General features: G+C 70.7%; 13 protein-coding genes. 7 read left to right on the top strand and 6 right to left on the bottom strand.

Features of this window, described 5'->3' with window-relative positions:
* Positions 1-51: 51 nt before the first annotated feature.
* Positions 52-1,713: a D-alanyl-D-alanine carboxypeptidase/D-alanyl-D-alanine-endopeptidase gene (dacB, locus tag ABZ862_RS08495; RefSeq protein WP_360954329.1), complete on the bottom strand. Its 1,662-nt coding sequence runs from the start codon at positions 1,711-1,713 to the stop codon at positions 52-54.
* A gap of 79 nt (positions 1,714-1,792) precedes the next feature.
* On the opposite strand from dacB, the gene ABZ862_RS08490 reads away from it, so the two are divergent.
* Both ABZ862_RS08490 and ABZ862_RS08485 read left to right on the top strand, forming a co-directional pair.
* Entirely contained in the window at positions 1,793-2,284 is a 492-nt protein-coding gene (locus ABZ862_RS08490; protein ID WP_360954545.1) for an inorganic diphosphatase, read from the top strand.
* A gap of 167 nt (positions 2,285-2,451) precedes the next feature.
* Positions 2,452-4,134: a threonine/serine exporter family protein gene (locus ABZ862_RS08485; RefSeq protein WP_360954326.1), complete on the top strand. Its 1,683-nt coding sequence runs from the start codon at positions 2,452-2,454 to the stop codon at positions 4,132-4,134.
* A 63-nt stretch (positions 4,135-4,197) separates the two neighbouring features.
* Here the strand turns inward: ABZ862_RS08485 and ABZ862_RS08480 are convergent, their stop codons facing one another.
* Positions 4,198-5,346: a VTT domain-containing protein gene (locus tag ABZ862_RS08480; RefSeq protein WP_360954323.1), complete on the bottom strand. Its 1,149-nt coding sequence runs from the start codon at positions 5,344-5,346 to the stop codon at positions 4,198-4,200.
* Positions 5,347-5,534: 188 nt separating this feature from the next.
* Here ABZ862_RS08480 and ABZ862_RS08475 point away from each other — a divergent pair, with 188 nt between their 5' ends.
* Both ABZ862_RS08475 and ABZ862_RS08470 read left to right on the top strand, forming a co-directional pair.
* Positions 5,535-6,818: an ion channel protein gene (locus tag ABZ862_RS08475; protein ID WP_360954320.1), complete on the top strand. Its 1,284-nt coding sequence runs from the start codon at positions 5,535-5,537 to the stop codon at positions 6,816-6,818.
* Positions 6,819-6,878: 60 nt separating this feature from the next.
* A complete protein-coding gene (locus tag ABZ862_RS08470; protein ID WP_360954317.1) occupies positions 6,879-8,285 on the top strand; it encodes a glutamate decarboxylase in 1,407 nt (468 codons plus the stop codon).
* 299 nt (positions 8,286-8,584) lie between these two features.
* On the opposite strand, the gene ABZ862_RS08465 is transcribed toward ABZ862_RS08470, so the two are convergent.
* The 3 genes from ABZ862_RS08465 to ABZ862_RS08455 form a co-directional block, all read right to left on the bottom strand.
* Positions 8,585-9,121, bottom strand: a complete 537-nt coding sequence (locus ABZ862_RS08465) for a DinB family protein (RefSeq protein ID WP_360954314.1) — start codon at positions 9,119-9,121, stop codon at positions 8,585-8,587.
* A 286-nt stretch (positions 9,122-9,407) separates the two neighbouring features.
* A complete protein-coding gene (locus tag ABZ862_RS08460; protein WP_360954311.1) occupies positions 9,408-10,871 on the bottom strand; it encodes an aldehyde dehydrogenase family protein in 1,464 nt (487 codons plus the stop codon).
* Between the two features lie 203 nt (positions 10,872-11,074).
* Positions 11,075-11,899, bottom strand: a complete 825-nt coding sequence (locus ABZ862_RS08455) for a helix-turn-helix transcriptional regulator (protein WP_360954542.1) — start codon at positions 11,897-11,899, stop codon at positions 11,075-11,077.
* Between the two features lie 354 nt (positions 11,900-12,253).
* Here ABZ862_RS08455 and ABZ862_RS08450 point away from each other — a divergent pair, with 354 nt between their 5' ends.
* Positions 12,254-12,730, top strand: a complete 477-nt coding sequence (locus ABZ862_RS08450) for an ATP-binding protein (protein ID WP_360954308.1) — start codon at positions 12,254-12,256, stop codon at positions 12,728-12,730.
* A gap of 105 nt (positions 12,731-12,835) precedes the next feature.
* On the opposite strand, the gene ABZ862_RS08445 is transcribed toward ABZ862_RS08450, so the two are convergent.
* Positions 12,836-13,054 carry a DUF397 domain-containing protein gene (locus ABZ862_RS08445; protein WP_360954539.1) on the bottom strand — a complete coding sequence of 73 codons (219 nt, stop codon included), beginning with the start codon at positions 13,052-13,054 and terminating at the stop codon, positions 12,836-12,838.
* Between the two features lie 587 nt (positions 13,055-13,641).
* On the opposite strand from ABZ862_RS08445, the gene ABZ862_RS08440 reads away from it, so the two are divergent.
* Together ABZ862_RS08440 and ABZ862_RS08435 are read left to right on the top strand one after the other, a co-directional pair.
* Entirely contained in the window at positions 13,642-14,175 is a 534-nt protein-coding gene (locus ABZ862_RS08440; RefSeq protein ID WP_360954305.1) for a hypothetical protein, read from the top strand.
* Between the two features lie 189 nt (positions 14,176-14,364).
* Entirely contained in the window at positions 14,365-14,877 is a 513-nt protein-coding gene (locus tag ABZ862_RS08435; RefSeq protein WP_360954302.1) for a DUF4232 domain-containing protein, read from the top strand.
* Positions 14,878-14,922: the final 45 nt, after the last annotated feature.

Genomic DNA, 14,922 nt, shown 5'->3' with positions numbered 1-14,922 from the left:
CCCAGGGACGGGAACGGGAAGGGGCGGCGGGGGCGAACACCCGCACCCGCGTCAGCGGCAGCCGCACCCCGCCAGGGCCGTCGCCGTACGGTCGAGGGCCGACTGCGCCGCCGTGGGACTGGAGGTGCCGGAGGCCATGAAGGCGAACGCCAGGAGGCGGCCGTCCTGGTCGACGACGGTCCCGGCCAGCGTGTTCACGCCCGTCAGCGTGCCGGTCTTGGCGCGTACGACACCCGCCGCCCCGTCGCCGCCGGACCCGCCGGTGTAACGGGCGGCCAGGGTGCCGGTGAACCCGGCGACCGGCAGACCGGTGAGGACGGGCCGCAGCTCGGGGTGGCCGGTGGCGCCGGCCTTGACGAGGAGGGCCGTGAGCAGGTCGGCCGTGAGCCGGTCGGCGCGGTTCAGACCGCTGCCGTCGTTGAACCGGGCCCCTGTGAGCGGCAGCCCGATCCTGCGCAGCTGGGACTCGATCGCGGCCGCGCCACCGCTGAAGGAGCCCGGCCGGCCGGTCGCCAGGGCGGTCTGGCGGGCCAGGGCCTCGGCGATGTCGTTGTCGCTGTGGGTGAGCATGCGTTCGACCAGCGCGGACAGCGGCGGTGAGGTGACGGTGGCGACGGCGGTGGCCTTGCCGGTGGCGTCGCCGGACACCGGGGACGTCGTTCTGACGCCGTCCGCCTCCAGGAAGCCGGCGAACCGGGCGGCGGCGTCGGCCGCCGGGTCGGCCACGCGCGCGGCGGGCCCGCTGGACGAGTCGTCCGTGCGGCCCTCGTCGGCCGTCAGGGCGCTGACCGGGGCGAGGTTGTCGTTGACGCCGATGGGGTGCAGCGCGGGCCCGGTGTACAGGCCGGTGTCGTAGGAGAGGGTGACCCGCGTGACACCGCGCTTCTTCAGGGTGGCGGCGGTGCGCTCGGCGAGGGTGCGCAGGCTCGCCCAGCCGCCGGCGTCCCGGTGGGCGGTGAGGGTGGGGTCGCCGCCGCCGACCAGGACGAGGTCCTTGCCGCCGGGTTCGAGGACGGTGCCGGTGGTGAGACGGTGGTCGGCGCCCATCGCGGAGAGCGCGGCGACAGCGGTGGCGATCTTCGTGGTGGAGGCCGGGGTCAGCGCGTCGTCCGCACCGGCGCCGTACAGCCGTCTGCCGGTGGCCACGTCGACGACGACGGCCCCGCGGGCGGTGCCGAGCGCGCCGTCGGCGAGCAGCGGGCCGAGCACACCGCCGAAGGTCTTCCCGTCGGCCCCGCTCGTCACATCGTCCGTGGTGCCGCCGGTCTCGCCGGTACCGGCGAGACCGGTGAGGACCGAGGCCGCGCTGGGCGCGGGGCGCGGGCCCGCGATCGTCGTACCGGAACCGCTGCCGTGATCTGTGCCACCCGTCCGCTCCCGCGCGGCCGCCCAGTCCCGCTCGGCCGTACGCTGACCGGTGGCGTCCCAGGGACCGGAGGCGAGCACCGCACCGGTGGCCAGCACCAGACCGGCGGCCGTGGCACCGGCGGTGTACTGCCAGGTCCCTACGGACTTCGGCCATGTGATCCGTGCGAGCCGCGGTGTCACGGCCCCGCTCAGCCGCGCGATCCGCGGCCGCAGGGCCGCCCCCGCGCGCACGGCATGCGGCCGTACGGCGTCCGCGGCACGTGTCAGCCGTGGTCGTACGGCGTTCGCGGCCCGCACCAGGTGCGGTCCCGCGGCCCGCCAAGGCCTCAGCTCCGGCACGACCACCAACCCCTTTCGCGATCACACACCTGCGTGAGGGACACTTAACCACCAGAACTATGTGCTGATCATGGAGGAGCCACCGGTGGAGTTCGACGTCACGATCGAGATTCCGAAGGGTTCGCGCAACAAGTACGAGGTGGACCACGAGACCGGTCGTATTCGCCTGGACCGTCGGCTGTTCACCTCGACCGCCTACCCGACCGACTACGGCTTCGTCGAGAACACCCTCGGCGAGGACGGCGACCCGCTGGACGCGCTGGTCATCCTGGACGAGCCGACCTTTCCCGGCTGCCTGATCCGCTGCCGTGCGATCGGCATGTTCCGCATGACCGACGAAGCAGGCGGCGACGACAAGCTGCTGTGCGTGCCGTCGACCGACCCCCGGGTGGAGCACCTGCGCGACATCCACCACGTGTCGGAGTTCGACCGTCTGGAGATCCAGCACTTCTTCGAGGTCTACAAGGACCTCGAGCCCGGCAAGTCCGTCGAGGGCGCCAACTGGGTGGGCCGCGTCGACGCCGAGGCGGAGATCGAGCGGTCGTACAAGCGCCTGAAGGAGCAGGGCGGCCACTGAGGACCGTCCGGGTGACGGCCTCGTCCATGTGAGGGCCCCGTTCTGCCTGCGGGCCGCACGCGCGCGTGCGGCCCGTTTGCGTCGCCCGCGCGGCCCGTTTGCGTCGCCCGCCCGCGTGCATGCGCATACTGGGGCGTACGGAAGCGTGAGCAGGGAGCGTTGCAGGAGTGACGGAGGCGGAGGACCGCAAGCCTCGGTCGGACGAGGCGCGAAGCGCGTACGGCCCCGGGATCGCGTCGGAGTTCGTCCTACCGGCCGGACTCGTGCCCCCGCCCGGCGGCGGCGACTCGGAGACGACCTCCGAGTTCACCGTGCCGGAGGGCCTGGACGTACCGCAGCCGCAGGCCGGCGGCACCGGAAGATCGGCCTTCAGCCCGCCCGGCGCCCACCGCGCCCGGCAGCCCCCGCCCGCGTTCACACCCGCGATCGGCATCCCGCTGGTCAGCCTCACCAAGGACGCGCCCTGGCAGGACCGGATGCGCACCATGCTGCGCATGCCGGTGTCGGAGCGGCCCGCGCCGGAGCCCGCGCAGAAACCGGAGGAGGACGGTCCGGCCGTCCCGCGCGTCCTCGACCTGACCCTCCGCATCGGCGAGCTGCTCCTGGCGGGCGGTGAGGGGGCCGAGGACGTGGAAGCGGCGATGCTGTCGGTGTGCCGCTCCTACGGCCTCGACCGCAGCGAGCCCATCGTCACCTTCACCCTGCTGACGGTCTCCCACCAGCCGTCCCTGGTCGACTCCCCCGTGACGGCGTCCCGCACGGTGCGCCGCCGCGCCACCGACTACACCCGGCTCGCGGCGGTCTACCGGCTGGTGGCCGATCTGAGCGACCCCGGCACGGCGATCTCGCTGGAGGAGGCGTACCGGCGGCTCGCCGAGATGCGCCGCAACCGGCACCCGTATCCCAGCTGGGTACTGACCTCGGCGGCGGGGCTGCTCGCCGGGGCGGCGGCCGTGCTGGTCGGCGGCGATCTGCTGGTGTTCGTCGCGGCGGTGCTCGGCGCGATGCTCGGGGACCGGCTGGCGTGGCTGTGCGCGGGACGCGGGCTGCCGGAGTTCTACCAGTTCATGGTCGCCGCGATGCCTCCCGCGGCGATCGCCGTCGCCCTCACCCTCGCCGGTGTCCACGTGAACGCGTCCGCCGTCATCACCGGCGGACTGTTCGCACTGCTGCCCGGGCGGGCCCTGGTGGCGGGCGTGCAGGACGGCCTGACCGGCTTCTACATCACCGCGTCCGCGCGCCTGCTGGAGGTCATGTACCTCATCGTGGGGATCGTCGTGGGCGTCCTGGTGGTCCTGTACTTCGGGGTGAAACTGGGCGCCCCGCTCAACCCGGACGCGGCGCAGAGCACGGCGGGGCGGCCGGTGTGGCAGATCGGCGCGTCGATGCTGCTGTCGCTGACCTTCGCGGTGCTGCTCCAGCAGGAACGGTCCACCGTCCTCGCGGTGACCCTCAACGGGGGCGTCGCGTGGTCGGTCTACGGTGCGATGCACTACCCGGGCGGTTTCTCCCCGGTGGCCTCCACGGCCGTCGCGGCGGGGCTCGTGGGGCTGTTCGGGCAGCTGCTGGCGCGTTACCGGTTCGCCTCCGCGCTGCCGTACACGACGGCCGCGATCGGGCCGCTGCTGCCCGGTTCCGCGACCTACTTCGGGCTGCTGGCGATGGCGCAGAACGAGATCGACAAGGGGCTGGTGTCGCTGTCGAAGGCCGCGGCGCTCGCCATGGCCATCGCGATCGGCGTCAACCTCGGGTCGGAGATCTCCCGGCTGTTCCTGCGGGTGCCCGTCGCGGAGGCGGCGGGACGACTGGCCGCGGGGCGTCTGGCCGCGAAGCGGACACGCGGGTTCTGAGCCACCGGGGCGGCGGGGAGCCGGGGGCAAGGTGCGGGTCCCCGGCGCGTACCCTGGGCCGGCTCAGTACCCCTGGTCGTACGGGTACTGGCTGCCGCCCTGGCCGCCCTGCCGAGGGTCCCGCGGGTCCTGCGGGGCGGAGGGGGCGCCGTAGGGCCGTCCCTGCTGCTGGGGGTAGCCCTGCTGCGACTGGGCCTGCTGGGGGTACTGCTGCTGCGGATACTGCTGGGCGCCGTAGGGCTGCGGGCTGCCGCTGTAGGGCTGCTCACCGTAGTTCTGGTCGGCGTAGCCCTGGTCGGCGTAGTTCTGGTCGGCGTAGTTCTGGTCGCCGTAGCCCTGGTCGTAACCCTGCCGCCCGTAGCCCTGGTCGTAGCCGCCCTGCTGCCGGCCGTAGCCGCCGTACTGAGGCTGGGGCTGGGGCTCCGGCTCGGACGCGGCGATGGGGCGCAGCCGGGTCGTCGCGTCGTCCATGACCGGCTGCTGGTACCCCTGCTGGGGCTGGGGCTGGGAGTGCTGCTGGCGCTGGAAAGCCTGGAACTGCGGCTCCGGCTCCGGCGCGAGCCCGGCGGGCTCCTCGGCGGTCCCGGCCTCGGCCCTGCTCTTGGAGCGGGCCCGCAGGAACTCGATGCCGATCGGGACCACCGACACCAGGACGATCAGGATGAGGATCGCCTCGATGTTGTTCTTGACGAGGGCGATGTTGCCCAGCCAGGAGCCGAGCAGCGTCACACCGGCGCCCCACAGGGTGCCGCCTATGACGTTGAACACCAGGAACGAGCGGTAACGCATACCGCTGACACCGGCGATGATCGGCGTGAACGTCCGCACGACGGGCACGAAGCGCGCCAGGATCAGCGACTTGGGGCCGTACTTCTCGAAGAAGTCGTGCGCCTTGGTGATGTTCTCCTGCTTGAACAGGCGGGAGTCGGGGCGGTTGAAGAGCGAGGGGCCGACCTTCTTGCCGAACATGTAGCCCGCCTGGTCGCCGAGGACGGCGGCCAGACAGATCAGCGCGATCGCACCCGCCAGCGGGAAGTCCAGGTCACCGGAGGTGATCAGCAGACCGCAGGTGAACAGCAGCGAGTCACCCGGCAGGAAGAAGCCGATGAGCAGGCCCGATTCCGCGAAGACGATGAGCAGCAGACCCCAGATGCTGTACGTGTTGAGCAGATAGTTGGGGTCCAGCCAGTTCGGTCCGAGGGCAAGCGTCATGACGTTCCGGACTCCTGACGGATGGGTGGTGCGGCTCCTGGTACGGCCGCACAACGCTATCAACGCTTTGTGTCCGCCCCAGGTTCCACCGATGTCTCCAGCATGCACTGTGCGTCGTCAGGCACGAAGCTGTGAGCCGTATGGGGCATTTAACGCATTGCACCCGTTTCGCCACTTATCGTGTTCTCGTGCCCACGGACCCCGCGCAGCCGTCACCCACCGCCCCGGCGACCCCGGCGCGCGTCCTGCTGCCGCTGATCCCTCCCGCGCTGATCGTCGGTGTCGCGTCGAGCCTGGTGTTCATCCTGGTGAGCGGCGTGGCGGACCGGCTCCAGGGTGTCCTGTGGCGGACCCTGCCGGACGCCCTGGGTGTCGGCCGTTACTCCGCCGGGTGGATGGTCACCGTCCTGACCGCGACCGGTGTCCTGGTGGGTCTGGTGGTGTGGCTGGTGCCGGGCCACGCGGGTCCCGACCCCGCGACCACCGGTCTGGAGGCGGCACCGCAGCAGCCCTCGGTGCTGCCGAGCGTGGCGCTCGCGGGCGTCCTGGTGCTGGCCGGCGGGGTGAGCCTCGGCCCCGAGAACCCGATCATCGCCGTCAACGTCGGGCTGACCGTCTGGCTGGGCCGACGGCTGGCCGCACGGGCGCCGGACGCCCTGTGGGTGGTGCTGGCGGAGGCGGCGACGATCGGCGCGCTGTTCGGCACGCCGGTGGGGGCGGCGCTCGTCGTCTCGGAGGCGCTGGCGGGACGGCAGGTGAAGGGACTGCTGTGGGACAACGTGTTCGCGCCGCTGATCGCCGCCACCACGGGCGCCCTGACCGTCACCATGGTCTCCGATCCGTCCTTCGATCTGGATCTTCCCCCGTTCGGCCGCCCCGGCTGGACCGACGTGCTCACGGTCCTGGTGGTCGCGTCGGTGTCGGCGGTGCTGGGCATGGCCGCGGTGTACGCGTTCCCCCGCGTGCACGGCGTGTTCGCACGCCTCGGCCATCCGATGGCGGCGCTCACGCTCGGCGGTCTGCTCCTCGGTCTGCTGGGTGTGCTGGGCGGCCGTCTGACGCTGTTCAAGGGCGCACAGGAACTGGCTGAGCTGGCGCACGATCCCGAGGGGTGGTCGGCTGGGCAGTACGCGACGATGACGGTGGTGAAACTGATCGCGCTGGTGGTCGCCGGAACCTGCGGCTTCCGCGGGGGCCGGATCTTTCCCGCCGTCTTCGCCGGCGGTGCCCTCGGGCTGTGCGCGCACGCGCTGGTCTCCGCGGTGCACCCGGCGGTGGGGGTGGCGGCGGGTGTGCTGGGCATGCTCCTCGCGATCACCCGGCAGGCGTGGCTCAGCCTGTTCACGGCGGCGGTCCTGGTCGCCTCGCCGATGATCCTCGCCCTCCTGTGCATCGCCTCGCTGCCCGCCTGGCTGCTGGTGACGGGACGGCCCCAGATGCAGGTACGGGAGGACGGGAGCGCGGTTCGCTGAACCCGGGGAAGCCTGGGAACCCGAAGGACCGGAACAAAGACACAGTCAGGAGAAACCTCGATGCCCCTCCACAAGGGTCCTGGTAAGCACCAGAAGCACCATATGTCGTACAACCCGTTCTTCGGAGAGGCGAACCCGGTCAGCGGCATGACCGAGGCACCGCCCACGCACCGGCTCCCGGACGCGCCCCTGCCTCCGAACACCGCGGCACAGCTGGTGCACGACGAACTGATGCTGGACGGCAACTCCCGGCTGAACCTGGCCACCTTCGTGACCACGTGGATGGAGCCGCAGGCCGCGGTCCTGATGGCGGAGTGCCGTGACAAGAACATGATCGACAAGGACGAGTACCCGCGCACCGCCGAACTGGAGCGGCGCTGTGTGGCGATGCTCGCCGACCTGTGGAACGCCCCGGACCCGTCGACGGCGGTGGGCTGTTCCACGACCGGGTCGAGCGAGGCGTGCATGCTCGCCGGGATGGCGCTCAAGCGCCGGTGGGCGAAGCGCAACGGCGACCGCTATCCCGGGGCGCGGCCCAACCTGGTGATGGGCGTCAACGTGCAGGTCTGCTGGGAGAAGTTCTGCGCCTTCTGGGAGGTGGAAGCCCGCACGGTGCCCATGGAGGGCGACCGCTTCCATCTCGATCCGCAGGCCGCGGCGGAACTGTGCGACGAGAACACCATCGGCGTGGTCGGCATCCTCGGCTCGACCTTCGACGGCTCCTACGAGCCGATCACCGACCTGTGCACGGCCCTGGACGACCTGCGGGACCGGACCGGGCTCGACATCCCGGTGCATGTGGACGCGGCGTCCGGCGGGATGATCGCACCGTTCCTGGACGAGGACCTGGTGTGGGACTTCCGGCTCCCTCGCGTCGCCTCGATCAACACCTCGGGCCACAAGTACGGCCTGGTGTACCCGGGAGTGGGCTGGGCCCTGTGGCGGGACAAGGAGGCGCTGCCCGAGGAGCTCGTGTTCCGCGTCAACTACCTGGGCGGCGACATGCCGACCTTCGCCCTCAACTTCTCCCGCCCCGGCGCCCAGGTGGTCGCGCAGTACTACACGTTCCTGCGGCTGGGGCGGGAGGGCTTCCGTGCGGTACAGCAGTCCACGCGTGACGTGGCACGCTCACTCGCCGAGCGGATCGACGCGATGGGTGACTTCCGGCTGCTGACCCGGGGCGACGAGCTGCCGGTCTTCGCCTTCACCACCACGCCCGAGGTGACGGCGTACGACGTGTTCGACGTCTCGCGGCGGCTGCGGGAGAACGGCTGGCTGGTGCCCGCGTACACCTTCCCGGCCAACCGCGAGGACCTGTCCGTGCTGCGGATCGTGTGCCGCAACGGTTTCACGGCGGACCTCGCGGAACTGCTCGCGGAGGATCTGCAGCGGCTGCTGCCGGACCTGCGCCGCCAGCCGCATCCGATGGTCCGGGACAAGGAGGCCGCGACGGGCTTCCACCACTGACGGCCTCCGCCTCGCACGCCCTCCACCACTGACGGCCTCCGCCGCACACGGCTTACGCCGTTCACGGGTGCCGGCCGTGCGGTGGCGTCACCTGTACGGGGGTGTGTCACCCGGTCGAGGGAGCGGCACGGGTTGCGGGAACCCGGCCGCTCCGGCGGCCGTTGGGCCCTGTGACTGGCCGGATCCGGCTGTACCGGCCGCACAGCCGTACCGGTAGGCACCCGCTGTACCGGCGGCACCGACAAGATCGGCCGTCCCGGCCTCCCGGCTGGTCCCGGCCGGCCGGGACCGCCTCCGGACTACTCCGCCTGTTCCAGGGCCACAAGCTCGAAGGCGGTCTTCCCGTCCACGGACTCCCGGATGATGTCGGCGTGACCCGCGTGCCTGGCCGTCTCGCGGATCAGGTTCAGCATCATCCAGCGCAGCGAGACGTGCTCGCGCGGGAACCAGGGCGCCTCGGGGAGTTCGAAGGTGTCGTCGAGGCTGGGCGCGGAGGTGATGAAGGCCTCCGTCTCGGCGGCGATCTTGTCCCAGCCGGCGAGCAGGGACTCGACCGTCTCGTCCCCGACGAGCCGGAAGGACTCCGACCAGTTCGACTCGTCGCGCCGCACGGCCGGCTGCTCGCCCCTGGCACGGGCGGTCCAGCTCTGCTCGACCTCGGCGGTGTGCTTGACCAGCCCGGCGAGACACAGCTCGCTGACGGTGGACCGGGACGACGCCTGCTCGTCGGTGAGCCCGAGCACGGCCCGCCGGATACCGCCGCGTTCCGCCGCGAGGTAGGAGAGCAGCGCGCCGCGCTCGTCGCCCGGAGCCTCGGCGTGAACGTGAGTGACCATGACCGTCGCCTTTCTTCGGTTCGGCAGAGGGGTCCGGGGAGAACCGGCGGAACCGGCGGAGTCCGGAACCGTCCGGGAGACACCCGGAGGGTTCGCGGAGGGATTCCCGGAGCGGTTCCCTCTGGCTGACACCGACGACGCTACGGGCCCATGAGGTCAGATCCTGTCCTCATGGGCCCGGGCAAGCGGCTGAAAAGAAGGGAGAAACCGAGGGGAGGAACCGAACGGACCGAAGACCCGGAACGAAAGATCCCTGGAACGAAAGACCCCCGGAACGGGAAGCCGCCTAGAACGGGAAGCCGCTGCGGCCGTGCTGGACGGAGACCCACTTCAGGGTGGTGAAGGCGTCCAGGGTGGTCTCGCCGTTGAGGCGGCCCACGCCGGAGCTCTTCTCGCCGCCGAAGGGCACCAGGGGCTCGTCGTGGACGGTGCCGTCGTTGACGTGGAACATCCCGGTGTCGATCCGGCGGGCGAAGGCCACGCCGCGCTCGACGTCACCGGTGTGGACGGCTCCGCTCAGCCCGTACGGGGTGTCGTTGACGATGCGTACGGCCTCCTCCTCGCCATCGAAGGGGATGAGGAAGGCGACCGGGCCGAAGACCTCCTGGTGCAGGAGGGCCGAGTCGGCGGGCACGCCGGTGAGGACGGACGGCTCGACCAGGTTCTCGGTGGTCGTGCCGCGCACCAGGGCGGTGGCGCCCTCGGCGAGGGCCTGTTCGACGACGGCCGAGAGGGAGTCCGCCTGCTGGGAGTTGATCACCGGGCCGATGATCGTCTGCGGGTCGCGCGGGTCACCGACCTTGAGCGTCTTCACCTTGGCGACGAACTTCCCGGTGAACTCGTCGGCGACGGAGCGGTCGACCAGGACCCGGTTGGCGGCCATGCAGACCTGGCCCTGGTGGACGTAGCGGCTGAAGACGGCGGCGTCGACGGCGTAGTCGATGTCGGCGTCGTCGAGGACCACGATCGCGCTGTTGCCGCCGAGTTCCAGCACCGTGCGCTTGAAGTGCGAGGCGCAGACGGTGGCGACGTGACGGCCGACCTTGTCGGAGCCGGTGAAGGAGATGACCTTGGGAAGGGGGTGCTCCAGGAAGGAGTCACCGATCTCGGCGATGTCCGTGATGACGACATTGAGCAGGCCGCCGGGCAGGCCCGCGTCCTCGAAGATCTTCGCGACCAGGGAGCCGCCGACGATCGGGGTGTTCTGGTGCGGCTTGAGGACCACGCCGTTGCCGAGCGCCAGGGCCGGGGCGACCGACTTGATCGACAGCAGGAAGGGGAAGTTGAACGGGCTGATCACTCCGACGACCCCGACGGGCTCGCGGTAGAGACGGTTCTCCTTGCCGTCGACGGGCGACGGCAGGATCTTGCCCTCGGGGCGCAGCGCCAGGTGGACCGACTCGCGCAGGAACTCCTTGGCGAGGTGCAGTTCGAACGCGGCCTTCAGCCGGGTGCCGCCGAGCTCGGCGATGATCACCTCGGTGATCTCCTGCTCGCGCTCCTCGACCAGGCGCAGCGCCTTCTCGAACACGGCACGGCGGGCGTAGGCATTGGTCGCGGCCCACTGCTTCTGGGCACGGGCGGCCGCCTGGTAGGCGGCGTCCACCTCTTCGACGGTGGCTATGGCGATCGAGGCCAGCTTCTCGCCGTCGAACGGGTTGAAGTCGATGATGTCCCAGGAGCCGGAGCCCTGGCGCCATTGACCGTCGATGTACTGCTGAGCCAGGTCGGTGAAGTAGGACGACGACATGTGATCCCTCAATCCCCTGCTGCAGAGGCGGTCGGAGCAGCCGCGACGGACAGCCGATCACCTACATGCGATCATCTGCTGATCAGTTTTCGCCTGATCATTTTTATGGGCTGATCGCACGTCATCGTACTTGCGTGTCCACGGAGTTGAGGGCGCACTTCGGCCAACCGGACACGATCCACAGGAAAAACCGGGGGCAGTCCCTACGACAGTTGCAGCAGCCCGCGCAGCAGGTCGCGGCTCTCGGACGGTCCGGGGCTGTCCTTCTGGAGCTCACCGAGCGCCTTCTCGTACTGGGCGACGTCCTCGCGCTTGTCCAGATAGAGGGCGCTGGTGAGCTGCTCCAGGTAGACGACGTCCGAGAGGTCGGACTCGGGGAAGCTGAGGATCGTGAAGGCGCCGCTCTCCCCGGAGTGTCCGCCGAAGCCGAACGGCATGATCTGCAGCCGTACGTTGGGGCGTTCGGAGATCTCGATGAGGTGCTGGAGCTGGCCCCGCATCACCTCGCGGTCGCCGTAGGGACGGCGCAGGGCGGCCTCGTCGAGGACGACGTGGAGTTCGGGGGCGTTCTCGGCCACGAGGTACTTCTGCCGCTCGAGGCGGAGCGCGACACGCCGGTCGACGTCGGCCTCGCTCGCGCCCTGCATCCCACGCCGCACGACGGCCTGCGCGTACGCCTCGGTCTGGAGCAGGCCGTGCACGAACTGCACCTCGTAGGCACGGATCAGCGACGCGGCACCCTCGAGACCCACGTAGGTGGGGAACCAGCTCGGGAGAACGTCCGAATAGCTGTGCCACCATCCCGCCACATTGGCCTCCCGGGCGAGGGAGAGCAGCGAGGTACGCTCCGTCTCGTCCGAGATGCCGTAGAGCGTCAGCAGGTCTTCCACGTCTCTGGTCTTGAAGCTCACCCGGCCCAGTTCCATCCGGCTGATCTTCGATTCCGAGGCGCGGATCGAGTAACCCGCCGCCTCACGCGTGATCCCCCGTGCCTCTCGCAGTCTCCTGAGTTGCGAGCCGAGCAGCATGCGCCGCACCACCGATCCGGGCTCTCCCGCGCTCACGTTCGCCAGCCTCCCCAACGGTTCTCAGGGGCCGCAGTCTGCCACTAAAACACTTCGAGCTGTACTCGTCCGGTTACGGAAACGAGCACGCTCCGGACGTTTCGCACGCGACGAGGTGAGCAGGGAGCAAGAAGTACGAGGGAAGTTGGCGGAAAAAATGGCCAACAAGCGGTACGTCAGGGTCCAATTCGGTCAGCTGCACGTGCATCTGCCCTTGCATCTGCTGTTCGCTTCGGAAACCATGGTCTCGCGCAACCGCTGCATCGCAACGACCGCGAATTCCCGGGAGTGCCTCGCATGGGGACGAATGGATCGACCATGCTCGAGCCGTTAAGGCAGGGCCTTCCTCCGCTGGATCCCGCGGCCGTGTCGAACGCCGCCTCCTGCGCCCTGCCCGCCCGTTACGAAGCGGTGCGCGAGGCCCGCGCGTTCACGCGCGGCACCCTCCAGCAGTGGCACACGGACGAACGCTTCGACGACATCTGCCTGGTCGTCTCGGAACTCGTCACCAACGCCCTGCGGCACGCCCTGCCGTCCGGCTCGCCCCGGCTGCCCGACCAGTCCCCCGCCGTACGGCTGCACCTGATGCAGTGGACGGAGCGGCTGGTGTGCGCGGTGCGGGACCCCAGCCAGGAGAGCCCGGTCGCGGGAGAACCGGAGGACTGCGCGGCCGAGTCGGGGCGCGGGCTGTTCCTGGTCGACTCCTTCAGCGACAGCTGGGGCTGGCACCCGATGACAGGCGCGCTCGGCGGCAAGGTCGTCTGGGCACTGTTCCGGCTGCCTGCCGTCAGATGACGGACGGACCGCGACGCGCTTCGGGACGTCACGGTTCTACGCGCGTCGCGGCAGCGGGCCAACAGCGGCGGCCGGTGAACAGGGTCACGTCGGCCACGGGCAGGGTCAGCCGGCGATCAGATGGTCGAACTCGCCGTCCTTGATGCCGAGCAGCATCGCCTCGATCTCGGCGCGCGTGTAGACGAGCGCGGGGCCGTCGGGGAAGCGCGAGTTGCGCACCGCGACGTCCCCGCCGGGCAGGCGTGCGAACTCCACGCAGGAGCCCTGGGAGTTGCTGTGCCGGCTCTTCTGCCAGGCCACCCCGTCCAGCTCCGCGGCCGCCATACCGTTGTAAGGGTGCAGGCCGGACACACCGGCCAGGCCGGACACGCCGGGCACGCCGGACGCGTCGGCAACGTCGTACAACACGTCGTACACGTCGTGGTCCACAGGTCGCTCCCCGGTGATGCACTGGCTGGTGAGGCCATTGATGCAATGGTCAACTGACCCGGATCATAGCTCTGTTCACGTGCAGATGCGTGAGCATATGCACGTGCACGCGGAGTGCTTCTCCGGTTACAGCTTTGACGCGCGCTTTACCAAGGGCTTACCGAGGGCGGCGGCGATCGCCTTACGGGAGGGACATGACTGCCGCCGGTACCGCAGAGGGCCGGCTCCTCGAACTGTTCCGGCGTCTGCCCCGAAGCCCGCAGGGCATGCCCCTGCGGGACATGGACATAGGCATGGACATGACCCTTGTCGGCTGTCCCCCGGTAAAGGAAGAGACGCCCGCCACGGCATTCCTGTTCCCGGGTTCCGGGTATTGGTTCGAGAGCCGTTCAAAGGGGCCCGCGGGGGTGCTGGTAGCTTGCCGCTGTCCCTCCGGCCGACCGGGCCGGCCGGCTAGAGCTTGGGAGTCTCCAGTGACTTCGGTGACCAGGAACCGTCCGGCGGTACGGCTCGCGGCCGTGGTGGCGGGAGTGACGGGCGCGCTCGCGCTGACCGCGTGCGGTGGCGGCGGCGGGGACACCTCCTCGGCGGCGCCGAGCACCCGGTCGTCCTCGGCGGCGGCCTCCTCCGGCGGCGGCACGGGCGGTTCGAGCAGTCCGAGCGGCTCGGCCGGCTCGGGTGGTTCGGCGTCGAAGGCGTCCGGTCTGCAGGGCAGCTGGCTCGCCACGACCGGCGGCAAGGCGGTGGCGCTGGTGGTCACCGGCACCAAGGCCGGACTGTTCGCGACCGGCGGAACGGTGTGCAGCGGCACCGCGGGCGAGGAGTCGGGCATGCAGATGATCCACCTCGTCTGCACCGACGGCGACAAGCAGCGGACGACCGGCATGGTCGACTCGCTCGGCAAGAGCACGATGACGGTGACCTGGTCGGGCGCGCTGGGCAAGGAGACGTACACCAAGGCGGAGGGCGGCTCCCTGCCGACCGGGCTCCCCACGGCGGGCCTCGGCTCCTCCTGACAGGCGGAGGGCGCCAGACAGCCCGGCCAGGCAGCCCCGGCCAGGCCGGAATCCGGCCGGATCGTCACCCGTTGGTGGGGGCCGGGCGACCGGCACCCCCGCCGAGGCGTGATGATGCGGGTGCACCGGTACACCGTCACGGCCCGCACGGCCGTCACGGCCCTCACGACCCGACCAGGGGACCTGTTCATGCGCGCCATCACGCTCACCGTCACCGCCCTCACCGCCGCCCTCCTGCTCACCGGCTGCGACAGCGGCGGGGGCAAGAGCAGCAGCGGCTCCTCCGCCTGCTCGTTCGACCGGATCGGTCTGCAGGTCGGCCCGGCGAGCGCCGCGCCCGCGGCCGGTGACACGGGCGAGGTCACCGTCTCGATCACCAACAAGAGCGCCAAGTGCACCCTGGACGGCTTCGCGGGCATCAAGCTGATCGCGGCCTCCGGGTCGGCCGCGGTGCCCGCGCTGCCGGGTGCGAAGGCGCAGAAGCTGACGCTCGCCAAGGGCGACGCGGCCACCTTCACGATCTCCTACGTGCGCGGCGACGCGGGCGCGGCCACCAGCCTCGCGGCGAAGACCATGAAGATCTCCCTGCCGGGCAGCACGGACTCGCAGTCCTACGCCTGGACCTACGGCCCGGTCGCCGAAAAGGGCTCCGCCACCACCCCGGACGCCACGGTGAGCGCGTTCACGCAGGCGGGTGACTAGCCGGTGCGGTGACCGGAAGACGACGTCCGCCCCGTCGCGACGCCC

It is taken from the genome of Streptomyces sp. NPDC047000, from assembly GCF_040644295.1.
Lineage (GTDB): Bacteria > Actinomycetota > Actinomycetes > Streptomycetales > Streptomycetaceae > Streptomyces.
The sequence above is the reverse complement of the archived record's forward strand: the minus strand, read 5'-3'. Positions and strand labels throughout refer to the sequence as shown.